The 24,684-nt window shown below is 49.0% G+C and carries 23 protein-coding genes; 14 read left to right on the top strand and 9 right to left on the bottom strand.

The annotated features are described in order from the left end of the window. Positions 1 to 145 precede the first annotated feature (145 nt). The 3 genes from J7E21_RS00115 to J7E21_RS00105 all read left to right on the top strand — a co-directional run bounded on the left by J7E21_RS00115 (position 146) and on the right by J7E21_RS00105 (position 2,049). On the top strand, positions 146 to 775 hold the full coding sequence (locus J7E21_RS00115) for a cyclase family protein (RefSeq protein WP_215103607.1): 630 nt from the start codon (positions 146 to 148) through the stop codon (positions 773 to 775). Further along, complete coding sequence (locus J7E21_RS00110; RefSeq protein WP_215103606.1) at positions 763 to 1,587, top strand: Cof-type HAD-IIB family hydrolase; 825 nt, start codon at positions 763 to 765, stop codon at positions 1,585 to 1,587. Before J7E21_RS00115 ends, J7E21_RS00110 begins: the two co-directional genes overlap by 13 nt. A gap of 117 nt (positions 1,588 to 1,704) precedes the next feature. Beyond that, complete coding sequence (locus tag J7E21_RS00105; protein WP_215103605.1) at positions 1,705 to 2,049, top strand: winged helix-turn-helix transcriptional regulator; 345 nt, start codon at positions 1,705 to 1,707, stop codon at positions 2,047 to 2,049. Between the two features lie 240 nt (positions 2,050 to 2,289). Here the strand turns inward: J7E21_RS00105 and J7E21_RS00100 are convergent, their stop codons facing one another. The 4 genes from J7E21_RS00100 to J7E21_RS00085 form a co-directional block, all read right to left on the bottom strand. Continuing rightward, a complete protein-coding gene (locus J7E21_RS00100; protein WP_215103604.1) occupies positions 2,290 to 3,396 on the bottom strand; it encodes a ketopantoate reductase family protein in 1,107 nt (368 codons plus the stop codon). A 290-nt stretch (positions 3,397 to 3,686) separates the two neighbouring features. Continuing rightward, positions 3,687 to 4,772: a ketopantoate reductase family protein gene (locus tag J7E21_RS00095; protein WP_215103602.1), complete on the bottom strand. Its 1,086-nt coding sequence runs from the start codon at positions 4,770 to 4,772 to the stop codon at positions 3,687 to 3,689. A gap of 394 nt (positions 4,773 to 5,166) precedes the next feature. After that, positions 5,167 to 5,940, bottom strand: coding sequence for an acetoin reductase (locus J7E21_RS00090; protein WP_215103600.1), 774 nt, complete (start codon positions 5,938 to 5,940; stop codon positions 5,167 to 5,169). Between the two features lie 98 nt (positions 5,941 to 6,038). Continuing rightward, complete coding sequence (locus J7E21_RS00085; RefSeq protein WP_215103598.1) at positions 6,039 to 6,791, bottom strand: hypothetical protein; 753 nt, start codon at positions 6,789 to 6,791, stop codon at positions 6,039 to 6,041. A gap of 309 nt (positions 6,792 to 7,100) precedes the next feature. On the opposite strand from J7E21_RS00085, the gene J7E21_RS00080 reads away from it, so the two are divergent. Then, the gene (locus tag J7E21_RS00080) at positions 7,101 to 7,616 is read left to right on the top strand and encodes a DUF6241 domain-containing protein (protein WP_215103596.1); all 516 of its coding nucleotides are present in this window, start codon (positions 7,101 to 7,103) and stop codon (positions 7,614 to 7,616) included. Positions 7,617 to 7,761: 145 nt separating this feature from the next. On the opposite strand, the gene J7E21_RS00075 is transcribed toward J7E21_RS00080, so the two are convergent. After that, entirely contained in the window at positions 7,762 to 8,499 is a 738-nt protein-coding gene (locus tag J7E21_RS00075; protein ID WP_215103594.1) for an SGNH/GDSL hydrolase family protein, read from the bottom strand. A gap of 228 nt (positions 8,500 to 8,727) precedes the next feature. On the opposite strand from J7E21_RS00075, the gene J7E21_RS00070 reads away from it, so the two are divergent. Both J7E21_RS00070 and J7E21_RS00065 read left to right on the top strand, forming a co-directional pair. Continuing rightward, positions 8,728 to 8,979 (top strand): hypothetical protein, encoded by a 252-nt coding sequence (locus J7E21_RS00070; RefSeq protein ID WP_215103593.1) that lies wholly within the window; start codon positions 8,728 to 8,730, stop codon positions 8,977 to 8,979. 206 nt (positions 8,980 to 9,185) lie between these two features. Then, complete coding sequence (locus J7E21_RS00065; protein WP_215103592.1) at positions 9,186 to 9,455, top strand: hypothetical protein; 270 nt, start codon at positions 9,186 to 9,188, stop codon at positions 9,453 to 9,455. 454 nt (positions 9,456 to 9,909) lie between these two features. Here the strand turns inward: J7E21_RS00065 and J7E21_RS00060 are convergent, their stop codons facing one another. The 3 genes from J7E21_RS00060 to J7E21_RS00050 form a co-directional block, all read right to left on the bottom strand. Beyond that, positions 9,910 to 11,445, bottom strand: coding sequence for a glucosyltransferase domain-containing protein (locus J7E21_RS00060; protein ID WP_215103591.1), 1,536 nt, complete (start codon positions 11,443 to 11,445; stop codon positions 9,910 to 9,912). Between the two features lie 283 nt (positions 11,446 to 11,728). After that, complete coding sequence (locus tag J7E21_RS00055) at positions 11,729 to 12,670, bottom strand: IS30 family transposase (RefSeq protein ID WP_215103590.1); 942 nt, start codon at positions 12,668 to 12,670, stop codon at positions 11,729 to 11,731. Positions 12,671 to 12,734: 64 nt separating this feature from the next. Further along, on the bottom strand, positions 12,735 to 12,908 hold the full coding sequence (locus tag J7E21_RS00050) for a hypothetical protein (protein ID WP_215103589.1): 174 nt from the start codon (positions 12,906 to 12,908) through the stop codon (positions 12,735 to 12,737). Between the two features lie 198 nt (positions 12,909 to 13,106). On the opposite strand from J7E21_RS00050, the gene J7E21_RS00045 reads away from it, so the two are divergent. The 4 genes from J7E21_RS00045 (at position 13,107) to J7E21_RS00030 (ending at position 17,026) form a co-directional block, all read left to right on the top strand. Next, positions 13,107 to 13,322: a YgaP family membrane protein gene (locus J7E21_RS00045; protein WP_215103588.1), complete on the top strand. Its 216-nt coding sequence runs from the start codon at positions 13,107 to 13,109 to the stop codon at positions 13,320 to 13,322. A 448-nt stretch (positions 13,323 to 13,770) separates the two neighbouring features. Then, a complete protein-coding gene (locus tag J7E21_RS00040) occupies positions 13,771 to 14,214 on the top strand; it encodes a CopY/TcrY family copper transport repressor (protein WP_215103587.1) in 444 nt (147 codons plus the stop codon). A 23-nt stretch (positions 14,215 to 14,237) separates the two neighbouring features. Then, complete coding sequence (locus J7E21_RS00035) at positions 14,238 to 16,694, top strand: heavy metal translocating P-type ATPase (RefSeq protein WP_215103586.1); 2,457 nt, start codon at positions 14,238 to 14,240, stop codon at positions 16,692 to 16,694. A 53-nt stretch (positions 16,695 to 16,747) separates the two neighbouring features. Then, positions 16,748 to 17,026: a glutaredoxin family protein gene (locus J7E21_RS00030; protein ID WP_215103585.1), complete on the top strand. Its 279-nt coding sequence runs from the start codon at positions 16,748 to 16,750 to the stop codon at positions 17,024 to 17,026. Between the two features lie 245 nt (positions 17,027 to 17,271). On the opposite strand, the gene J7E21_RS00025 is transcribed toward J7E21_RS00030, so the two are convergent. Further along, complete coding sequence (locus J7E21_RS00025; protein ID WP_215103584.1) at positions 17,272 to 17,877, bottom strand: transposase; 606 nt, start codon at positions 17,875 to 17,877, stop codon at positions 17,272 to 17,274. A gap of 522 nt (positions 17,878 to 18,399) precedes the next feature. On the opposite strand from J7E21_RS00025, the gene J7E21_RS00020 reads away from it, so the two are divergent. From J7E21_RS00020 to J7E21_RS00005, 4 genes are all read left to right on the top strand, one after another. Continuing rightward, positions 18,400 to 19,371: a N(5)-(carboxyethyl)ornithine synthase gene (locus tag J7E21_RS00020; protein ID WP_215103582.1), complete on the top strand. Its 972-nt coding sequence runs from the start codon at positions 18,400 to 18,402 to the stop codon at positions 19,369 to 19,371. Between the two features lie 338 nt (positions 19,372 to 19,709). Further along, the gene (locus J7E21_RS00015; protein WP_215103581.1) at positions 19,710 to 23,834 is read left to right on the top strand and encodes a tetratricopeptide repeat protein; all 4,125 of its coding nucleotides are present in this window, start codon (positions 19,710 to 19,712) and stop codon (positions 23,832 to 23,834) included. Between the two features lie 111 nt (positions 23,835 to 23,945). After that, entirely contained in the window at positions 23,946 to 24,188 is a 243-nt protein-coding gene (locus tag J7E21_RS00010; RefSeq protein WP_215103580.1) for a hypothetical protein, read from the top strand. A gap of 96 nt (positions 24,189 to 24,284) precedes the next feature. Next, entirely contained in the window at positions 24,285 to 24,644 is a 360-nt protein-coding gene (locus J7E21_RS00005) for a rhodanese-like domain-containing protein (protein ID WP_215103579.1), read from the top strand. Positions 24,645 to 24,684: the final 40 nt, after the last annotated feature.

The raw sequence follows: 24,684 nt of genomic DNA, 5'->3' as shown, positions 1-24,684 counted from the left end.
CCACAGGAAAGCGGAGCGGTTTTGCGGAATATCTAGAGAAAAAACTTGTCAGTTTAACTTATAGTGCAAGCATTTCCAGTGGACAACTAGCTCACTGCCGTGAGAAAGTTATGGAATGAATAACAGCAACGAAAGGATGAATCGAATGAAAATACATGATGTAACAGGTGCCATTTATGAAGGAATGGCCGTATATAAAGACAAACCGGAAAAACAGCCAAAGCTTAACCAAGGGACAAATGGCTACGTGACGGAAACTCGATTAGAGATGGATGTCCATACAGGGACCCATATCGACGCGCCGCTGCACATGCAGCCTGACGGCGACACTTTTGAATCGATTTCGATGGAAAGCCTTGTCGGCGACTGCAAAGTGTTGGACTTGACGAACGTGACGAACGGGATTTCGCGAGCAGACCTGGAAGGCTTCGAGCTCGAACAAGGCGATTTCGTATTGTTTAAAACGACAAATTCATTTGACGACAGCTTTAATTTCGACTTTGTGTTTTTGGCGCAAGACGGAGCGTCGTATCTAGCCGAGTTGGGCGTTCGAGGCATCGGCATCGATGCACTCGGAATTGAAAGAAGCCAAGAAGGGCATCCGACACATAAAATCTTGTTTGATAAAGACATCATTATAATAGAAGGTTTGCGATTAAAAGAAGTCGAGCAAGGCGACTATTATATGGTCGCAGCGCCGTTGAAATTAGTCGGCACAGATGCTTCACCTGCTAGAGTCTTGCTGTTTGAAGGAGCAAGTTTATGTACAAAATGATTGCAATCGACCTCGATGGAACGCTGCTGACAGACGGGTTGACGATTTCACAAGATACCGTAACAGCTATTCAAAAATCGATGGAACTAGGGATCGTCGTAACGATTGCGACGGGAAGAATGTACCCTTCCGCTAAACGCTTTGCACTGGAGCTAGGCATTGATGCACCGCTGATCACCTATCAAGGGGCCATGATCCAGGCGGCAACTGGCGGGGAAGTTCTTCGTGAGCGATTGGTATCCTTTGAGATTGCCGAACAGTTAATCCGCATCGCCGCTGACAAAAACATGCATCTGCAAGTGTATCAAGATGATGTTCTCTATAGCGCCGTGGAAACTGCTGAGGTGATGGCTTATTCCAAAGAGGTGAAAGTGCCTTATACGATCGAACCGGACCTGCTCAAGCTGGCCCAAAAAGGGTTTACCAAATTGTTGTTTATCAACGAAACGGATGGCCTGGACCTTTTGCAAAATGAATTGCAGGCCTTGTTTGGTGAAGAGGCTTGGGTCGAGAAATCAAAATCACACTATCTTGAAGTGACGAATCCGGAAGCGAACAAAGGCAGTGCCCTGCTTTTCTTAGCGCAACAGCTCGGCATCGACCGTTCAGAAATCATTGGCATCGGGGATAACCACAATGATTCTGAACTGGTGAAGTCGGCCGGTTTTGGCATCGCCATGGGCAATGCGGTAGCGGAATTGAAAGAACTGGCTGATTACACGAGCTTTTCCAATAACGAAGAGGGAGTGCTTCACGCAATCAACAAGTATATTTTGGAACCACGTGCGGCTCTCGTGAATTCCGAAAGCTAAACAGCGTGTGAAGGGATGCCAACTGGGCTGTGGTAGTATAATCACGACGCCGTAGACATTGAACAGATTATTTTTCATAAAATACATGGAAATTGGCTAAGAATGGTGGAGAAGGCAATGCCCAACTTGGGAGAAAAAAGCTTTAATTGCGAAAAAGAATTGACACTTTCGATCATTGGCGGAAAGTGGAAGATGCTGGTGTTATGGCATTTGGGGAAAACAGGCACCAAACGCTTCGGCGAGTTGAAAAAACTGATGCCGGGCATCACACAACGGATGCTGGTCAATCAACTGCGTGAACTAGAAGACCATTTGATTGTCCATCGTGAAGTGTATCCGGTCGTTCCGCCAAAAGTGGAGTATTCCCTCACCGAGCAAGGCCAAAGCCTGATGCCTATTCTTGAATCAATGTATGATTGGGGCAGGGATTATATGGAGCGCAACTTGGAAAATGACAAGTAATGAACAGCTAGGGCTTGTGAAGCCGCTATTTTATTCTAGTGAGTTCTCTAGATACAAAGGCAACCTAACTGTGGTTTTTATTAGTCGCAACATGACACAAAAAAATGCACCTCCATTGTTAGCTGCGGCTAACGGTGGAGGTGCATTTTAAATTTAGAAAATGGGTTTGAGTCTTCCATATGGCAGTCTTTGTGATGGGGTAATTTTAATTAACCATGGATCCAGCGCTGTTTTGCAGAGTTAAGCGGCTCGTGAATGGCGCTTGCCATTGCCGTTGCCGTTTCGTTGCTTCTTGATCAGCGTTGCTACACCGGCAACAGCGGCAATGCCGATTGCAGCTCTGTAAATCGGTTTCCAATTGAGCGGAATGTCTTTCGAGCCGACAGGAAGAGGGTCTTTCTTGCCGTATGTGTATTGCGTCAACTCGTCCAAAATCGGCGTCGGTGTGTTGCCGGGTTTGATCATCGTATAGAACTCGTCCGTTAAATAAGCGATCTCATCTTCTGAATCCTTCAAATGCTCCATGGCATTCTCGAATGGCGGCGTGGTGGCCGCTTTGCCGAGAGCGAGCACGAAAAGCGGTTCAGGAATTTTGTCCATCATCCGAAACGCAGGAGGTGTGATTGGAATCCCTGCATTTTCCATGGCCTGCAGTGACTCATGCAGCGCGCGTTTTATGAGAATTCGCGCATCCCGTGTCGCCGCAAAATGTTCCATGTCTGAATTGCACGCATAAACAGCCGGAGCGAACGTCGGAATCAGTAGGGCAACTTGTGTTTTCAACCAGGCATCGATGTCTTTCTGTATTTCCACCCGGTAACCGCGCATGGAACTTAAAATCTTCGCCACTTCACGGGTTCTGGTGGTGATACTGCCATCTACCTCGCCAATCGGCAATACGGTGGGCTGCTTTTTTTCAACCGGCATCATGTGCATGACATGGCCTTTCTTAAATCCGCCCAGAAGCGGGAAGCCCGCCATTACGCGTTCTTTGCCGAGTGCGTCGATAAATTCCTGTTGCCCGGCGGCATTGTTCATCATGAACAAAAATGTCGGCACTTTTTTATTGGCCGCCAGCACAGGCAGTATAGCGGAAACCTTATTTTTTCGGATCGGCACAATGACGAGGTCGTAATAATCCTCTTTGTTAAGGCTTTCTACCACCGGCAGATGCGTAACCGTCCGCACACCGGTATCCGTATTTTGGGTGACGACTCCGTGAGTCTTCAACTCCTGCTGCCGCTCTCCGTGGTCAAGCAAGGAAACGGAATGGCCAGCTTCTGCAAGGCGCTCCGCAAATAAACTGCCAAAAGGTCCGACGCCATAAATAAGAATTTTCTTTTTCATGATCATTGCTCCTTTTTGTATAGTTTTGTAAAAGCCGCGACATGTTCAACGTACGATTCATTCACCGAAACTATATAGAGCTTTTTTGCTGATAGGAAAACTTGACCTCCTTTTGATATGACGTAAAAGAGTATTTTTATAAAAATTCCGAATTAATAACAATCTGATACAGTATATCATTTTCGAGTGATTATGCGTATGGTTTTATCAGAATATTATAAAAACTTTAGGCGTTTTTTCATATTTAACTTCAACATCGCACATCCATATGCTGTCCATTGACATCAACTTTATTCATCACCAATGCTTCGGTTTCTTCTCCTCAGCAATACTACCAACCCAACAGTGGCGGCAATCCCGGCAACGGCTCCGTATACGGGTCCCCAACGCAGCGGGATGTTGTTCGAGCCGGCAGGCAGGGGGTCTTTAAAGCCGAATGAATACTCCGTCAGCTGGTCCATAGTCGGGGTCGGCGTATGCCCGGGATGGATCATGGCATAGAACTCGTTGGTCAAATGTTCGACTTCATCCCTTGCCGTCCTTAAATGTCCCACGGCATTTTTGAGCGTTGCACTGCTGTCCGCTTTGCTGAAGGCGAGAACAAAGAGCGGTTCAGGAACCCAGTCCATCAGCCGAATCCCCGGTGGAGTGATCGGAACTCCCGCCTTCTTGGTTGCCAGCAACGCTTCGTGAAGTGCGCGCTTCATCAGCACTTGCGCATCCCGGGTCATGGCGAAATGCACCAAATCTGAATTGCAGGCGTAAAGAGCCGGAGCCAAGGTCGGAACGAGAATGGCCACGTGCGTTTTCAGCCAGGCATCGATGTCCGTGCGTATTTCCGCCCGGAAGCCGCGCATCGTATCCAGAATCGCTGCGACTTCGCGCGTTCTGGCTGTAATACTGCCGTCGACTTCACCAATCGGCAAAACGGTCGGCTTGTTTTCTTTGACTGGCAGCATGTGCATCACATGCCCTTTTTTAAAGCCGCCGGGAAGGGGGAAGCCGGCCATCACCCGTTCTACGCCGAGTGATTCGATAAATTCCTCGTGCCCGGCCGCGTTATTCATCATGAACAGGAAGGTCGGCACTGTTTTGTTGGCGGCCAGCGCAGGCACGATATCGTAAACGCGGTTTTTGCGCATCGGCACAATGACCAGATCGTAATGGTCCTCTGGAGCGAGTTGTTCGACGACTGGCAAATGCGTAACGGTCTGTGCTCCGGTTGCCGTGTTTTCGATGACGATGCCGAAACTCTTCAACTCCTGCTGCCGCTCCCCGTGGTCAAGCAGAAAAACCGAATGCCCTGCCTCAGCCAGGCGCTCGGCGAACAAACTGCCGAATGGCCCGACTCCGTAGATGAGAATCTTCTTTTTCATGATTTACACTCCTTTGGAATTTCTCTTGGATTCCGGGGCTTGAAAAGGAGGTTGTCCAGGATTTGGGTATCCAGCCGGAATCAACATGTCCGCCCGAGAATCAGCAATATCAAAAAGCATATACTCAAGCACGTCATAGCAGCCATGCATACAAAAATAACTGGTGAGCTTGCGAATTTCAGCGCAAGCATTTCCTTATTTCTGCCCGGTTCCTGAAGGGGTGAAACCTTCGGCGACGAAATAGTTTGATCGATCGAGAGTTTCCAGGTAAGGCTTTATCCATTCACAGACCCCTATTTCAGCTGAAAAATGCATAACGAAAAAAACCGCTGATCAGCAATCTTGCTTGTCTGATCAGCGGGGATAAAGAATATGTGAGGCAACTTCGGGATTGTTACCTGAAGACTAAGCCGCCGTCTGTCACAATGGCTTGCCCTGTGATGTAATCGGCGTCGTCGGATGCCAGGAATGACACTAAGTTGGCAACGTCTTCCGGTTCTTGTGAACGTCCCAAAAGAATATTTCCTGAGAATTTTTTGAACGCATCGCCCGGCTCCATATCATCATAATATTTCACCATTTGTTCATCGATGCGGTCCCACATCGCTGTTCCGGCTACACCGGGGCAATAAGCATTAACACGGATATTGTGTTTTGCCAATTCCTTGGCAGACGAATGGGTGAATGATTTGACGGCATGCTTGGTCGCCGAATAGGTGGACAGCATGTCGTAGGATTCGTGGCTGGCGATGCTGCCGGCATTGATGATTTTGCCTTTGCTGCCTTGTTTGATGAATTGTTCCGCAGCGGCTTGAGTGCCAAAAACCACGCCATTGACATTAACGGCAAAAGTTTTCGTCAATTGATTTTCGTCGATATCCAAAAACGGAGTAACGACATCAATTCCCGCATTATTGATAAACACATCCAATCGCCCGAATGCCTTCACGGCCTCTTCCACCAACTTAAACTGATCCGCTCTTTTGGAGACATCCCCTTGGACACCGATCGCTTCATAGCCCTCAGTCTTAAACTCTTCAAGCGTCGGGTTCAATAACTCTTCATTGATGTCGTTCAACACCACTTTGAAACCGTCTTTAGCCAGCCGCTGTGCGATGCCTTTTCCTAAACCACTGCCTGAACCTGTAATAACCGCTACTTTTTCCATAAAAGACCTCCTTTATAGTTGAATTTAAGTTAGTTATATCATACGCAAACTTAATAGCAAGAATTTTCACTCTAATATCATCTTACGCAGGCGCTGATTCATGCTTTCTTTTTGCGCAGTCCATAAGGTAAATTGAAGATCACAAGAACCAGCCCAACCAAAGTCGTCAACCAAGGATAAATCAATGGATATAAGAGCGAAGGATAATAATAGCCAGGCGGCAAATGATAATTGATCGGTCCGCTGTATTGCTCCGTGATCAATTGCGTTTGCAGCTTAGATTTGTTTTCAAAAGAGAAAAGCTCTTCGTCGACCGTGCCGTCTTGTTGGATGGTGATGAGCTTGTATTCGAGGTCTTCTAAGTCGACGTAGCCTTCCATCACTTCTCCGTCACCGTGTTGTTTTGTGTCATAGCCGTTTTGCCAAATATTGATGGCAAAGAAATCGTCGCCGGTGAGGCGGTCTTCGACGGTCCAGTAGGTGAGGTAATGCGTATAGCGGTCGAGCCCTTCTACAGCGATTTCGGATTGGAACAATTGGACCGGGTAGTTTTCCAGCGTTTCGACCGTTTCTCCACCCACGGTGATGCGGATATCGGCCGGATGAACAAGATCGTCCCAGCCGTCAAGATAGGGTTCACCTGTTGCGATATGTGAAGCCCGGATGATGTTTCCGTTGAAGTGGGTATCGTCCGGGGCTCCGGCGTAATGGGCGTTCAATTCTGTGATGTCGTAGCGCATATTCATTTCGATTCTGTAGGCATATTCCATGAGCATCGGCGTGATGGACGGCAGTGAGATGACGATCAGTAGGAGGCCGATGATCAGGCGGGTGCGTTTTTTTCGGTTCATTCGGAGGATCCTTTCTTGCTGAATGCATTTCATTATTCTATGTATAAGTGACTATGGTTCAAGTATAACAATCCAATATAGAGTTGAGGTTGGATATTTAAATTCAAGTTAGGTTATATTTTTAATAAATGGAAAAAAAGAAGTTCTCGAGTAATATAGAAAGGAGAATTCGATAGGAAGAAAGATGTTGAAAAGACAGCATTTCATTGCCGCATCCTGTATAATAGTCCTTGCTGATTTAAATCGCTTCTGCTGGAGAAACTCATTTAATGATGAAGAGCTCCTCGGTGGAAGGAAGGAAGTGGAACTTTGAAGACTGTATTAAAAACGATGATTATTGCCTTAGTGGTACTAGGCGGGCTCGGGGCGGCGGGGTATTATGCGTTTCAAAGCCTGACATCGCCGGATAAAGAAATCAATGAAGCTGCAAAACAGGCGGGACAGCAGCTGGAGCAAGAAGAGGATACGGAAGCTCCGAAATCCGGTGCGACACCTGCCACAATAGGGATGGATGAAGGCCGGTTCCAGACGATGCTTCACCAAATGACGCACCAAAAAATCGTCGCCGACAAAAAACGCGGCGCGATTGAAATGACACCGGAGACGATCGACAATATGCTGAAGATCGCGCGGGTTAATGAAGGCATCTATAAACAAAGTGCCTTTTACGAAAAAACCTTAACAGCCTGGGAGCAAGGAGACTTTACCAACGCTGTCACCGTCCACAACACCATCTGGGACTGGCATAACGGCAGCGTCGGAAGAGCGACAGGGCTGATGACGGCTGAGCAGGAAGCGCGGTATGTGGAAGATCGTTTTCGGTGAGGAAAAGTCTGCCTGAGGGTGGACTATGAAACTTGAGGAAATCATTACGGATAGTTTTGGAGATCCGGCTAGAAAAATAGTTTTACGATATGAAAAAGCTGCAGCCTTATAAAACAAGGCTGCAGCTTTTTCGTGTTTCATTAACTTAGTAGAGCCCGAAAGCTTGCAAGCCGATTTCAGCAAGTTTGGCCTGTCCGGCTTCGGTCGGATGGATGTCTCCTGGCAAGACGTATGTGGCTTGGTCATTGCCGAATGCAGTGTAAGCATCAGCCAGGTAGACATCTTGGTTAGAGAATGCCAGTCCTGCAAAGGCGGCGTTAATCTGTGGAAGAAAAGCATCTGCGACAAAGTGGAGCGGATCATTCAACTGGAAAGGGTTGTAGACATTGTATAAAACGATTGGCGAGTCTGTCAGCGCGCGGATTTCTTGGATGATCTGGGTGATATTGTCGAAAACATCACTATTGTTTAGCTTTTGTTGCAGTAATTGCTGGAACAGAACTTGATTCCCGCCGCTTTCTGCCGCAGCAGCCCGCAGAATTTCCAAAAAATCGTTACTGCCGATAGTCACCGCGACATAATCCGAGTGGATGATGGCTTGCCGGTATTTTTGATTGGTTTGCAAGGCGGTCAATAACTGGTCCGACTGCCATCCCGGAACACCGAGGTTGCGGACCCTTAAATCGCTTAGTTTGCCGATCAAATAAGGATAACTGGTTTTTGCGGGATTTTTATTGGTCTGTCCCAGGTTGTAGCCGAACGGAATCGAATCGCCCACCGCAACAAGCGACTCTTTGGCATTATCACTTTTGGCGAAAGCAGCAGGAGATGACAGCAAGCTGACAAGCAAAACAGCAGTAATGATTTTGATTAGCCTTTTCATAAAACCCTCCCTTTCTTTTCTTGTACTTCATACATAGTATAAAACTAATAGTTCGAATATTCTATTAATATTTACATTTCTTTATTTTTTTGCGCAAATAGTCATAGGTGAAGATCATAGAGGAATTACTGAAGCGATGAAGAAGATAAGCAAGAGCGGCAGAATACTAAGTAGTGATTCAGGACTTTTTCAGCGAGAGTTTAAGACAAGAAAAGGGGTGGCTTAGTTATGAAAAAGAAACGATTGCCGGGTATCATCGGCGGGTTGCTAGGTTTCATAGCAGGAATTATCGGTGGCGGTTTCCTCGGCTTAGTAGTGGGAGGAACGTTTTTAGGTGGCCTCGATATCTATGAAAAAATTGGGATAGAAGGGTATGAGTTGGCCGCCTATGTCGGCGCTGTAATCGGGGCAATCGTGGGTGCCATATTCGGAGTGAAGATTGGGATGAGGATGGCTGATAAGAAGGCGAAGGAACTGTGACTTGAAGGGAAAGATGGGGTGTTCCAAGTATTTACAATTGTCTGCCTTCTGGGTAGGCTTTTTTGTCCTGTATTGGGATGTGGGCGCATCATTGATCTTGCAAAAATTAATCCCCGCTTTAACGGTCCGATTAGATCAATTAATAATCAGTGTGAATGACGACCTCACACTGATTGAAATTCTCTTTATCAGGTTTTAGAAAAATTATGAGACAGTATAAGAATCAGGATGGGGAATGTTGCCGCATTGAAACCTATCCGGTGATCCGTTCCGGAAACGGTGAAGTGCCGATGGCGATTGAAGAGGCAGGGAAGCTGGTCTTCTTGTTCCCGAAACGCCAGGTGATGGAACTCAAGCTACATGTAAAGACCATCCTTCAGGCAGCAACCGACCGGTTCCGCTTGTACAGGAAATCGAAGTGCCGTACCGCCATGAGGAAATGGACAGCTTTATATCACTCTCTTGATTTTTATTGAATGTTACAGAAAAGAGCAACCTTCCTTTAGACCAGGAGGTTGCTCTTTTTGTCGTTACTTCTCTTTAGTTAGGAAAATGCTAAGTTCGGAAGAGATGCCATGGTCGCTAATGAAAAGAGTTGATCGGTTCTCATCGCTTAGTGCGTTGATATGAGCCGTGAAGTCATCAATTAACTGGTTGTCGTCCAAGTAAACGATGCCTTTGTGGCCGTCAAAAATTTTGGCGAATGCATGATTGTCTTCGCACCAAAAGAGTAGGTGAATATTACCCTAGGTTCGATATTCGTTGGGAACATTCGCTTGTACTTTCTGTTGCCCGTTCACTAAAAAATGAGATGTCCGGTACATGCTTTCAGAAAATGCTTGAATCGTTCCAAGAAAATGAGTCCATTGAAAACCGCATACAGTTCATTTTAATGGGTTTGTCATATGTGTCTACCTTTCACATTTGTATTTATTTATTCAATTTTATGATGACCGTATCGTCAACAATTCGAACTGAACTAGCGGCTGGCCAAATCTCCATTTCATCGTATAACGCACTGGAAAGAATATCATTTTTCTCTTCATCGGTGACCAAATCATAGGATATCCCAAAGTAATTTTTCATCATTCTTTCATAATGGAGGGGGTGGGCTAAAAATCGGCTTCCTAACATCCCTGTCATCTTAGGGACACTTTCATATACTTCTTCTGTGCTGATGCTTTCATCCATCTTTATTCTGCCTAGAACAGCGAGTTTTGTGGCCCCATTAAAGCCTTCAGTTTGTTCAATGCGGTCGACTGCACGATTTAAGAATGCGTAGGACTTCTCATATTTCAAGTTCATATTAAAGTAAGAGATGTTGGCAATCACCGCAAAATTGAAAACAAGGAGTGCCGAGAGCAGAAAGGTGCTCCACGAGAGAAGCGGCGTAATAAACTTCGCGGGAGTATAACTATCGTAAAAAACAACCGGTAGAAGGTAAAAGCTTAGCAAGCCCATAACCATCAGCATATGATAGCTGACATCTGGGGAAACGAAATACATGCTATAGGCAGACAAAGGCAGACTAAGCAACAAGACAATCGAAACCATGAATAATGGAACATGACGATGGATCTTGTGACTATAGACAAACCAGATAAAGCCAATGAAGATGGCGAGGAATGTAAGGACGTTCAACACTTCAAAGAGATTCACCGGCATATCTGAAATAAATCCACGGAAGAAAAAGTGCATGAAGGATTCATGAATCAAAGAAAAGGCTTCCAGAAGTGTAGGCGGGTTATCCCCTATTTCATTTAATCCTTGATAGTCGGAGATCGCTCCTGAAAAGAAGGTCGTATAGGCTTTGAAACTTATCGCATACAACGCCATCCCGATGAACATGACTGCAAAGAAGCGGAAAAAGTAAGTGGTGAATGTTTTCATATTTGCTTTGCGGCACAAGACTTCATTCAGTAAGAATACCGTGACTAGTGTCAGAAGAAACGGTAAGTTGGCTTGGTAGACACCGACACTTACATAGAAAAGCAGCGCGCCTGGTATAAACCCGTACTTGTATTTCTTGGCAGCTACTAAAGAGAGGACGGTGACTAAGTAGCCAAGCATATAAGCATCAGCAGTAAACATATAAGAGAAAGTCGAGGTGACTGTGGGGAAAGTCACGAGCAGCCCGGCCGATAAGATGATCGAGAGCTTTTTACGCAAGCCGAATAATTCAGTAATGGCGACTGCGGCGAACGCTAAATAGAGAATGGATAGAGCGCCGTTGATCCAAGGTAGGTCGAAGTACGAACCAATGCCGCTAAAAGGAGACAGAAAAAAACGGCCAGAGGAGAATTTTTCCTGAGAGCTGTATGTATTGAGTAAACCGTCATGATTAGGTAGGGCGTTGGTGAATATATATAAGTGACATAGAAAGCCAATGACAATAGAAGACCAAAAAGCTGTCTTCCATTGCGGCTTAATGTTGTTTTTGATTTTGAGCAATAATTGTTCTGGCATGACTTTCTCCTTTGTTTGAATTCTGCATGTTGTTGAGAAGTTTTAGCTTACTGCAGAAAATCGATTAAAAAAGCAGGCTTTGATAAGTAAGCTTTTCTATTGATGAAGGTGAAACATTATTTTTTCAGCTTCCGCATAATAGGGAGTCAGTCTATTTGCGTTCTGTTCATGATGTCCATAAAAACTTCTAACTATTAATATTTTGTTAGGGTAATTATAACAATTTTATGGGGAATAATGAAAAAATTTCAAAAACTATTTTTTTGATATTCCGTTTGTCAATTTAAGTCGAACACGGCAAGAAGCTCATGAATACCTCAAACGGCGTATTGTAGTTCAGTACTTTTCGGGGGAGCTGATTGAAGACCAAGAGAAAGTCCAGGATCTCCTTCTGGGTCATCCGGCTGAAGTCGGTTCCTTTGGGATACGTGCGGCGAATGCGACCGTTGCTGTTTTCGTTGGTGCCGCGCTGGCCGAGCACTCCAGGATCGGCGAAGTAAAACGGAACTTCCAGTCCTTTCTCAACTTCTTCCCACAGATGAAATTCCTTGCCCCGGTCGGCGGTGATGGACTTCACCACTTTCTTTGGCAGGTTTTTCAACACCTGGATAATGGCCTGCGCGGTTTCACTGGCCGTCTTCGCAGCCAGCTTGTAGATAATCTCGAAACGGGTGGTGCGTTCAGTCAAGGTAAGGATCTGGCTCTTGTGCGACTTGCCGATAACGGTATCGACTTCCCAATGTCCCACTTGGCTTCGGGGCGCCAAGCGCGCATGGATCTTTTTCAGGCGGGGCATCTTGCCCCGGGTCTCCGTGACGTTGTTTTTCAGCTTTCGTCCTTTGCGGATCAACAGCTTTTGGGACAGGTTGAACAGATCGAGTGCTGCGTATCGGTAAATACTTGAAATACTGAGGGGAAAGGGTTTCTTGTGCGTTTTCCAGTACCGTCTGACGATGCTTTCAGGCGACCAGCCCAGCTTTAGCTTAGCCAGAGTATAGTCGACGTCTTCTGAATTGACGGATCGTCTAGAGCCGCAGTTTTCCCGCTTGGTATCGTAATCAGCCTGTGCCAAAAGGGCGTTATATGGCTTACAGCGTTTCAATTCATAGTGGATGGTGCTTTTACTTCGTTTCAACTGTTTCGCCATGTAAGACAGCGATTGCTCTTCCAGGCAATAACTCTCGATTAGCACCCGTTCCCGTGATATGATGTGGGCATAGCTCATTTGGGGACACTCCTTAGTTGATTCGCGTTAACTACTGTGTACCCACTTGAGCTATTTTTATTTTCTAGCCGTTCGACTTAATATGATAATCTAATATATAAAGCTTAATTGATTTTAATGAATCTCCGTCCGAAACCACTTCGATGGCGCCGCCAGAGGGAAATGGCGTGAACGCGATCAATAGTAAGCCGAGACATGCCAGTGCCAGTAACCAGATAAAGCGCTTTTTAAGCTTCAAGGAAAAATCCCCTTCTTAGAGACTCTAGTAGTTCTATTGTAGCGAAAATGGAAGAGAAAATAAATAAGGAAATATTCGGCTATTCTGTTTATTTGCGAAAATTAAGCATTCATAAAGGTCCGCAATGTGACAATCCGTTTACGCATGCTACAGAACGGGAACTTCCATACTGATGACAACTCTTAAGGAGGTTATTCGATGAAGCAAAATATCGGCACGTACAACTCGATGCTGCGCATCGCAGGCGGTTTGACGCTGCTCGCCTATTCCACCGCGAAAATGGCGCGCGAAGGCACGTCCTGCGCGCAGCTTAGCTTGGCGTTTCTCGGCGCCCAAAAAGTCGGAGAAGGCGTCACCTATTATTGCCCGGTCGCAGATGCATTGAATTTGGAAGGCTCGAAGTTTTTGAAATAAGGGAAACCGTCTCTGGCGAAAGCTGGGGGCGTTTTTTTGTGCTTTCTTGGAGGGTGTTGGAGGGTGTCCCTGTGTCAGACACAATTCACTGGGCAAGATCCCAGTCATAGAAGGAATTCGCTGTGCGGATGTCCCTGTGTCAGGCGCAATTCAACGCGAAATAAGCCGCATCCAACCGCCTTTTCGGCGATTGGATGCGGCTTTAAATTGTGTGGAACACAGGGACACATCCGCAAAGATATCTCCCAGATCCTTTGCAGTAGAAGGGAATTTCCGCAGTGGTGGCTCCGGAATTGTGTGGAACACAGGGACACTGCAACTAGAGGGTTTGGACACGTGAATCGCTGGAGCGGATATTGGATGCAAACAGATGGGTTGACGAAAAAACGATTACAGTTGTAAACTAAGGTTATTCGATTACAAGCGTAAACGATTTGGAGGGATTTTCATGGCGATTCAAGAAAAAGTAGAAATGACCGCATCGGAGCGGGAAATCATGCGTGTCGTCTGGACGCTCGGTAATGCGACGAGCAAAGACATCGTGGATGTGCTGGAGCGGAAAAAGGACTGGAAGCCGGCGACGGCCAAGACCTTTATCGGGCGCCTCGTGAAAAAAGGCTTCCTGCTCGCGGAACCGCAAGGCAATAAATACATTTATTCAGCCGCGATCAGCGAAGAAGATAGCGTGAAAACGGCGGCGGAGCGGCTTTTTGAGCAAATCTGCCACAAGCAGGCGGGCAACACCATCGCCGACATGCTGGCGGGTGCCGCGTTGAGCCACAAGGATGTCGAACTCATCCAGGCGGTATTGGACGACAAAAAGAAACACGCCGTCGACGAAGTGGCATGCAATTGTGTGCCGGGCCAGTGCCGATGCAGTACGCACTCATAATATAGTTTAAGAGGTGGAACAAAATGGAGAAATTACTGACGATCGAAGGGATGACGTGCGCATCATGCGCCCAGTCCGTCGAGAAATCCGCCGGGAAATTGACCGGCGTGGAAGAAGCGAGCGTCAATCTCGCTACAGAGAAATTAAAAGTCCGCTTTGATGAACAGGCGGTTTCAATAGAAGAGATTTACAGCGCGGTGGAACAGGCTGGCTATAAAGCGCTCGCCGCTACCGAGACGAAAACCTTCACCATCGAAGGGATGACCTGTGCGTCCTGTGTGCAATCGGTGGAAAAAGCGACGAGAAAACTCGAGGGTGTCGCCGAATCGAACGTCAATATGGCGACGGAGAAGATGGTCATCCGCTTTGACCCGCAGCAAGTGTCCGTAAAAGACATTAAAGCCGCGGTAGTAGATGCCGGCTACGCAGCGGTCGAGAAAGTGGACGGCGAATCGTCTGCTGACCAGGACCGTGCGAAAAAACAGCAGCACATCGACTCGGTGTGGCAGCGCTTCTGGCTGTCCGGCGCCTTGACGATTCCACTATTATTGATTTCGATGGGGCATATGATCGGCATGCCGCTACCTGGTGTGGTCGACCCAATGCTGAACCCGGTGAACTTTGTGCTGGCGCAGCTGGTGCTGACGATTCCGGTAATGATTCTCGGCAAGAGCTTCTTCACGGTCGGCTTCAAGACTTTGTTCAAAGGCCATCCGAATATGGATTCCCTCATTGCGCTCGGAACCAGTGCGGCATTTTTCTATAGTGTCATCGCAACCGTTTTCGTCTTGATGGGCGATGCGGGCTACACGATGAAGCTGTATTACGAATCCGCTGCGGTCATATTGACGTTGATTACATTAGGGAAATATATTGAAGCTTTGTCCAAAGGGAAAACGTCTGAAGCGATCAAGAAACTAATGGGCATGGCACCGAAAACGGCGATCGTCGTCCGAGGCGGCGTGGAAACGGAAATTTCCGTGGACGCCGTCGAAACAGGCGACGTGGTTATCGTCAAACCGGGCGAGAAATTGCCGGTCGATGGTATCGTCGTGGAAGGTGCGACAGCGGTCGATGAATCGATGCTGACGGGTGAAAGCATGCCGGTCGAAAAAGCTGCCGGTGACCGCGTCATCGGAGCGAGCATCAACAAAAACGGCACGATCCGCTACGAAGCGACGAAAGTCGGCAAAGACACCGCTTTGGCACAGATCATCAAATTGGTGGAAGACGCCCAAGGGTCGAAAGCGCCGATCGCCAAAATGGCGGACATCATTTCCGGCTATTTCGTGCCGATCGTCATCGCGATTTCAATTTTTTCCGGCCTTGCCTGGTATATCGGCGGACAGACAGGCTTGTTCGCCTTCACAATCGCGATTTCCGTCCTGGTCATCGCGTGCCCTTGTGCACTCGGGCTTGCGACACCGACCGCCATCATGGTCGGCACCGGCAAAGGCGCAGAACATGGCGTCTTGATCAAAAGCGGAGGCGCGCTCGAGACGACACACGCCATCGACACGATCGTCTTCGATAAAACCGGGACCATCACCGAAGGCAAACTGACCGTGACCGATGTGCTTGTTGCACAGAACGGGTTGTCGGAAGATGAACTGTTGAGCCTTGCCGCATCAGCTGAAAAAGGCTCGGAGCATCCGCTCGGCGAAGCGATTGTAAAAAGCGCGGAGCAGCAGAATTTGCCGCTGAAACAAGTCGAGCGCTTTACGGCCATTCCGGGCCACGGCATCGAAGTCGGTATCGAAGACAAGCTTGTACGGCTCGGCAACCGCAAACTGATGGACGATTACGAGATTCCACTGGGCAGCTTTGCAGCAGCATCCGACCGTTTGGCGAATCAAGGGAAGACGCCAATGTTTGTCGCGGTGGACGGCGAATTTGCCGGCCTCATCGCGGTTGCTGATACGGTGAAACCGTCAAGTGTCCACGCCATACGAAAACTCCAGGACATGGGAATCGGCGTGGTCATGCTGACAGGCGACAATAAATTGACCGCCGCAGCGATCGCCAAGCAAGTCGGCATCGACCAAGTATTGAGCGAAGTGCTGCCGGAGGAAAAAGCGAACGAAGTGAAGAAATTGCAGGCACAAGGCAATAAAGTGGCGATGGCCGGCGACGGCATCAACGACGCACCGGCGCTCGCACAAGCCGATATCGGCATCGCGATCGGCTCGGGAACGGACGTTGCAATGGAATCCGCGGACATCGTCCTGATGCGCAGCGATTTGATGGACGTGCCGACAGCGATCCAGCTAAGCAAATCGACCATCAAAAACATCAAGCAAAACCTGTTCTGGGCGTTCGCCTATAACGTACTCGGCATCCCGGTTGCGATGGGCATCTTGTATCTGTTCGGCGGCCCGCTATTGAACCCGATGATCGCCGCTGCAGCGATGAGCTTTAGTTCTGTATCGGTGTTGCTCAACGCCTTGCGCTTGAAAAACTTCAAGCCCGCGACGGTTTAATGGATGTGCTTTAAGGAAAAGGCTAGAGATATATAGAAGGAGTGTGAAGTAAAGTGGACAATAAAGTGGAACTGGTCCTCTATACGCGCCCGACCTGTTCGGATTGCCAGGACGCTAAAACGTATTTGGCCGAAGAGAACATCGCGTATGAGCATAAAGACGTCGGCGCAAACCCGGCACTCGAAGAGGACATGAAAAAAATATCCGGCGCCAAGATCGTGCCGGTGTTCGCGTTCTATAAAAAAGGCCTGTTCGGCAAGAAACTTACCCATAACTTCATCGGCTTTGAACGCAATAAAGATGAAATCCTGAATTTGTTGCACGGGAAATAACTGAATGCTCCTCCAGTGGATGGAGGGGCATTTTCTGTTGTGTGTGGGTGTGGTGGAGGGTGTCCCTGTGTCAGACACAATTCACTGGGCAAGATCCCAGTCATAGAAGGAATTCGCTGTGCGGATGTCCCTGTGTCAGGCGCAATTCAACGCGAAATAAGCCGCATCCAACCGCCTTTTCGGCGATTGGATGCGGCTTTAAATTGTGTGGAACACAGGGACACTGCAACTACCCTACCGTTCGGTTACATTTCCGGCGGGGCAAGTTCTTCCACATGTTTGTCTTCTTCAGCTTTTTGAGTATATTTCAGGCAATATTGGCAATAAGCAGCGTTGTTTTGCTCGAGAGGGGCGGGCAGCAGCGTGGATAGAAAGTAGCGGTCCAAAAACGGAGGAGCTGGCAGATCTTCGTTCCAATAGAAGGGGAATGAGCTATACGGGTAGTGCGACAGGCGCTTGACCATGGGCTGGGTTGTCTGGATGGGGTTGCGGTGGATATAGCTGCTGACGACCAATAAACCATGCGGCGAAGCGACTTCCTTGGCGAAAAAGCGCTTTTGATAGATGCGCCCGATATGCCTGTAGCGCTTGCCGTAATAATGACTATAGCGGCGATTCACTAAGCTCATGATTTTGCTGAGCGAATCCTGCTTCGGTTTAATCAAAATATGATAATGATTGGTCATGAAACACCAGGCGAGAATCGTGAAAGGGTAACGCTGATGAACATACAAAAATGCCCGTTTCAATTCATGCATATCTTCTTTTGTCCTGAAAATAGGCTGCCGGTTGTTGCCGCGCATAATGACATGGTAATAAGAATCGGGGTTAAATTCTCGTCTTCTCGTCATGTTTGACCACCGCCCGGCAAACTGTGAAATAGGGTGATGTAGGCAATATGAAGATGACATAGGTTTGGCGGAAGGCGAAAACTTTCTGGAGGAGTGAAATTTCCGATGGGGGCTAAAGAGCTTCTGTGGGGTGCGAAATCTGGATACGGAGAAATGAAAAAAGTGCTTATAAAAATCCCTTCTTTCCTTAGAAGATATGATCCCGTTTAGTATAAAGGACGGGCAAAAAATAGTATATAGAATTGTGTGTGATAGAGAATCTTTCGCAGAATTGTGTGTAACACAGGGACAAAAAGGGAACCCGCAGAACCCGAAACCGCTCCAGTACTGGAATGGACATATCCGAAATTGTGTGTGACACAGGGACACCGCCAAGAACAATGCCCCTCCATCCACTGGAGGGGCATTGTTCTTGTTGTGCGGAAAAAGCCTTAACTAGCGCCTTCGACATGTGCCACTGGAAGGGTTTTCATGATACGATTGGCTTAACGGCATTGCCGAGAGAAACTGGGGGAATGGATTTTGAAGACGATAGGATTTGTAATTAGCCGCAAGAATAACGAGAAGCGACGTGCGATTTTGCCGTTAGATTTGGCTCAGGTTGAGCATCCGGAACGCTTGTATTTTGAACAAGGCTACGGCGATGTGCTCGGTTTGACTGACGAGGATTATAGCGACATGGGCGCAACGATTGCGACGCGCGACACCGTGCTGGCGTGCGATGCAATTGTCGACGTCAAGCTCGGCTACGCCGATTATTTCGACCAATTGGAAGACGGCAAGTTGTTGATCGGCTGGGCGCATGCAGTCCAAGACGTCAAATTCACGGACGGCGCGATTGCAGGCAAGCATACGGTCGTTGCGTGGGAGGAATTGTTTGAAGGCGGCCGCTATATTTTCTATCGCAACCGCGAAGTCGCTGGCGAAGCGGCAGTGCTCCAAGCGTATCAGTATTGCGGCAAAATGCCGTACGAGACGCGTGTCGCAATTCTCGGGAACGGGCATACTGGAAAAGGTGCCATGCGCATCTTGCACGGACTTGGCGCGGACGTGGATGTATACGGCAGAAAATCAGAAGCTTTGTTCCGCGAGAAGATGTTCGATTACGACGTGCTCGTCAACTGCATCATGTGGGACACGACACGCACTGACCGCATCATCTACCGCGAAGACCTCAAGCGCTTGAAAAAAGGCGCAATGATCATCGACGTCAGCTGCGACCCGGAACTCGCAATCGAGACGACGCTCCCGACAACGATCGACAACCCGGTCTACACAGTCGACGGCGTCGTTCATTACGCAGTCGACAACACACCGGCGATGTTCCCTCACACGATCACGAAAGTCCTCAGCACAGGCTTCGCGCCGATGCTCGATGAACTTCTAGCAGGCAAGCGCTCTGAAATGGTTCAGGGGGCAATCGTCATCGAAGACGGCATCATCAAAGACCAACGCATCACCGCCTTCCGCGAAGCCCGCGGAATGACAGTTTAATAGCAACAAATTCAAATCCGCCAAGGCAAAAACTGCCTCGGCGGATTTTTCTATGCCTAAGTAAATAGAACCGTCTGGAAATGGTGATTGCGACCTAGAAAATCCCGATATATAATTAATCAACTGCTGTATTTGTAGAAGAATAGTAAAAAAATTAAAAAAATATTATATCGAGTAATATAGAGTTGGATGTCTTCATAAGAACAATGAAATATCAGCTTAAGATATGGAGCAAAACTGTGGATATTCCCACAGGAAAGCGCAGTAGTTTTGCGGAATATTATAAGTGATGACTTTTGCACGAATTTATTGGGGATAAAAAAAGGGGATAGAGAGACATGATGGCGACTGTTCACATCGAAACGGCAGATGACATGATCCGCGTTATCGGGGAGTTATGGGCAAAGAAATCACTTCGCGCGGTCAAGGAATTTCTAGGGGACATTCCGACCGAGGACGAATTTTACCGCTTGATCCGCATGGCGGACGAAACGGACCTTTACGGCTACAGCAACCTGCTCGCGAGCACCAGCTATAAGCGCTTCGGCACGCTGCGCTCTTATGCGTGGCATTGTGCACGCTTAGCGGAAACCGGGCGCAGCCTAGAAGCGGAAGAAAAGATGCTCGCACGTCTCCAAGGGATACATGCGCACGCTTACGACAATGAAGATCTTTTGCATGCCCATCATTTGCTGCTGAAAGTATATTGCCAGCTCAACCGCATCCCAGAAGCACAAGAGCAGCTTGTGCGCATCACAGAACTCGGCGAGGCGCGCCCGGACCAGCAAGCGTTTTTCGCCATTTACAGCGGCGAGTGGGACCAGGCGCAACAAATACTCGTCAGCGCGCTAGATGACACGGACCGCCGGTGGAGCACGACCGTCCATTTACTGTATGCAGATTTGTTGTCGATGCGCGGCGCGCCGGAGCAGGCATTGGAATTATTGGGCCGCGGCGAAGCGCGTTTCCCGGACGTTCATGCATTTCGCACAGAGCAGATTGGAAGGCTTCATCAGCTCGGCCGCTATAGCGAATGCCTGGCGGAAATGGATGGCGTCTTGAGGAGAAATCCGTATCATTCGCGCAAAAAGCAGTTTATTCATCTCGCGGCGCATTGCCTCTATCAGCTCGAGCGTTTCGAAGAACTGGAAAAATGGATCGATGCGCATCCCGGTGAACTGAAAGAAAGCCTGTACACGAAAGCGAAGATCGACCCCGCAGGACAGCATAAGAAACTGCCGCTCAGGCCGGAAGTGCAAAAGCTCAATTACTGCGTGCCGGCGTCGCTGTCGTTGATGCTTCAGGCGTTCGGCAAGACGGCGACGCAAGATGACATCGCGGCGCATGTGTTCGACGTGACGGGGTCGAAACTCCAGACGACGATGACGTATATGGAAACGCAAGGCTTCACGGCGCATTATTTCAAAGGCACAATCGGGCATTATAAAACCTTCATTGACGAGGGTGTGCCGGTGCTGCTGAGCATGATGATCGAAAACAGCGCACACGTCCAAGTGGTCGTCGGCTATGACGACCGTCTGCAAGCGCTCGCCGTGCAGGACCCGAACGACCTCGGCCCGTTTCTCATCGCTTATGATGAAGTGCCGAAGATGTACCGGTTGTCGGATGGGTTGAGCATGGTGTTTTTAGACGAATCGAGACAAGAGCTGGCGTCGATGCTGGATAAATCCGAGCACCGGTTCTTTACGGAACTGTACGACTATCTTGACGAAGATCCGATCGATGAAGAAAAATTCACCAAGTTTTTAGCGCAGCATGAAAACGAGCGTTACGCGGCGGTCGTCGGCTTGACGCTCGCACTGCCCGGGCAAAATGAAGAGTGGCACGATAAATGGCTCACCCGTTTGTACGATGAATTTGGCCAGGACGACGCGGAAATCGCGCTGCTCGCAGCGCATCTGTATTTCCAGAAAGAGCAAGGCGACAAAGCACTGGACGCCTTGAAAAAAGTGCCGCACGCGAGAAGCCCGTACGCTTTGTTTTTGCAGGCGGCGATTTCGATGAACGAAGGACACACCGAACAGGCGATTCCGCTGCTCAAGCGCTCGATCGAACTCGACCATTACCAGCCGCTCGCCTATAGCCATTTGGCGCGCTGCTATTTGGAAAGCGGGCGCATATTCCAGGCATATAAATGGTCGAATATCGCCATCAACCAATTGCCGGAAGATGTATTCGCACAAATTACGCACGGCCTTATCCAATTCGAATACGGTGCAATCGAACAAGCCTTCCGCCGTTTCAAAGTACTCAGCGAAGCCTATCCCGATGACGGCTATTTCCTCTACGAGATGGGGCGCTGCGAACAGGCGCTGGAAAAAACGGAAGACGCACTCCGCACATACCGCCGCGCGTTGGCGCTAGACCCGAGCTTGCCGTTTGCCTATTTGCGGATGGCGGAACTGTTTATGGAGGAAGAGCGCTGGGGTGAAGCGCAAGCTGCAATAGAACAAGGATTGGCAAAGAATAGCGAGCAGGACATCTTGCACTTGTATCTCGGACATATCGCGACCGAACAGCATGACTTCACCACGGCGGAAGCGGCGTATAAGCGCGCGCTCGAACTCGACCCAAACGATTTGTTCACACCGGTCCATATCGCGCACGCCTTGTTCGGCCAGAAGCGCGACCGGGAAGCGCTTCGACTGCTGACCAGTTACCTCGACAAAGCGGACGCGGTGTACCGTGTGCTCGCAGCGGATATCACGTGGGATCAAGTGAAAAGCACACAAGGAAAATTGCAGGCCTTACTTTTCATCGAAGGCGGCTTTATAGATGCCGAGACGCAAGACTTGCGCATGCTCGCGAAACGCTACGCGGATTTCGGCACCGACCCATCCGTCCGCCACGGCGCCATTGCGGGATTGAAAGGATTGCGCGGCAACAACGATCCGCATATTTACTGCTTAGAAGCAGAGCTCCACGAAATGGCGGGCAATTGGCGTTTTGCCAAGCGCCTGTATGAACAGGCCGGAAATTTTCCGCTCGCCTTGCAAAAGCTCGGGTTGATGAGCGAGGAGGCGCAGCACTACGAGGAAGCGATCGGGTTTTACGAGCGGGCGACCGAGCAGGAAGCGGGATTCGCCCAAGCGCTCGGAGGTTTGGTGCGCTGTTACCAGGCACTGGAGAAAAACGATAAAGCGTTCGCCGCGGCACTCGATTATTTGTCTGCCGAACCGCTGTCTGCCGTGTTGTGGGAACTCGCGGAATTCGCCGACAGCGAAGTGGATTTGAAACGGCTGAGCGATACCTTGACGCGGATCGAAGACCAGGTGCCGGCGGAATGGCTGCTTGCAGCACGGGCGCATGTCGCAGAAGCGGCAGGCGATATGGAATCCGCGCAACAGTATTTCGAACGGGCAGGGAAAGAGCCGGGCGCGTTCCCGTCGCGCTATCAGTATGCGCAGTTTTTGAACCGCAACGGCGAAGCGGAACGCGCCGCGAATTTTTTGGAGGAACTGTTGGAACAAGAGCCGGAAGAAACGGATTTGTACGAAGAATATATCGCCGCACTCGAAGCGCTCAATAAAGTGCAACATGTGGCCAAGCGCTTGAAAAAAGCCTTGCCGAAAAATGTGCTCGGCCAGGCATATCTCCACGCAGCGGACCAGGTCGCACTGAAAGTCGGGGCGCAGGGGGGCGGACAAGCGGACGGCTGGATCACTCGTCTGCGCCTGCGCAGCAAGCGGATCGTCTATTCAAGGACCGTCATCAAGCTGTGCGATACGGCGGCAGAGCTGATGCCGGAAAGCGACGGGGCGGCACTCCGGCTCGGGCAGTTTTACTTGATGTTCGATTTGCCGAAAGATGCGCTGAAGGAACTAAAGCCGTTCGCAGAAAAGGCGGGCGAAGCGAAACGGCTGTTCATTTACGCAAGCCTTCAGCATGCGCATGAAACCAAAAAGCCCCGGCATTTTAAAGCGGTCATCGAACAGCTCGAGCAGTTCGAAAAACAACGGCCACTAGATGGCGAGATGCTCGCGTGGTGGAGCGAAGCGCTCGATGCACTCAGCTGTGGACGCGCAGCACTCGGTAAACTCGACCGGGCAATTCGGCTCGAGCCGTTCAATCCGGATCTCTACACGAGAAAATGGCATATGCTGGAGTCGTTCGATCCGTCGGCGCTCGCTGCATTTGAAGACAGCTTGCCGGAAGAGCTGCGTTATGCGGAATGGCTTATCCTTGCTCGGGCATCGACTTATTCGACGAAACGCGACGGAAAGCGGGCGAAAGAGCTGCTGGAGCCGCTCCTTCGAGACAGTCCGGACTTTGTGCCGGCGCAGTACGAACTCGCACGCGCCGAAGCGGCGAGCAATAATCCGCTCGGGGCGAAGGTGATTTTGCGGCAGCTTCTCGCGACGGACGGGGCTGACGCGGTTTGGGAGATGGTAAAGAAAGAACGATTATTTGAAACTATTTTAGTGGAATTTACTAGGAGATAATGAGGAGGATTGGCACTCGCTAAACTTTATTGTATATGATAATCTAAGTTTGATTATATAGACCGGATTAATTACTAAAGCCACGAACATAACCTGAAAGGGGCGTTCCGTATGAAGCTTGAAAGTATCCGTATCTTTTTATCTACGCTTTTAGAATACCGCGGTGTGCGAATCACGCAAACCTTCAACTCTGCTGATGGCAAAACTCTCACCGTTAAGTGCGAACCGAGCACAGGGGAATTTGTCATTCGCGATATGTCGAAGGAAATAACGTGGGAGTGCCAAACGATTGAAGAAGCGTCATCCTTGATAGTAGGCTATTTGCATCTAGAGACACCCAAAGTCAACGCCTGAACTCTTTTGTTCAGGTGTTTTTTTGAGCTTAATAATGGTGTTTGCGGCCAGGATTACATACAATTCGAGTAGAATGATCTGAAAGGAAGACGCGAGATGAAAAGATGGTTGGGGTTAGTGGTGCTTATTGTGTTAATGCTTGGGGCGTGCGGAAGCGGCAAGTACGAGACGATTGCGATTGATGAGGTCGAGGCCAAGCAGCAAGCGGGCTATACGGTGCTGGATGTTCGTGAGCCGTTTGAGTATGAGGAGGCGCATATTGTCGGTGCGGAGAACAAGCCGCTTAGTGTGCTGAGAGAAGATGAGTTTTCCGGGCTGTCGGAAGATCAGGAGTATGTGGTGATTTGCCAGACGGGGAACCGTTCCCAGGAAGCGAGTGCTATTTTGCATGAGGCTGGGTATGAGGTGTTGAATGTGTCGGAAGGAATGTCGACTTGGACCGGGGATGTGGAGTAAGGAGCCGCTTTTTAGTGGTTCTTTTCTTACGATTAGTCAA

This window comes from Planococcus sp. ISL-109, assembly GCF_018613655.1.
Lineage (GTDB): Bacteria > Bacillota > Bacilli > Bacillales_A > Planococcaceae > Planococcus.
Note: the sequence above shows the minus strand (reverse complement) of the source record. Positions and strands in the feature narration are given on the sequence as shown.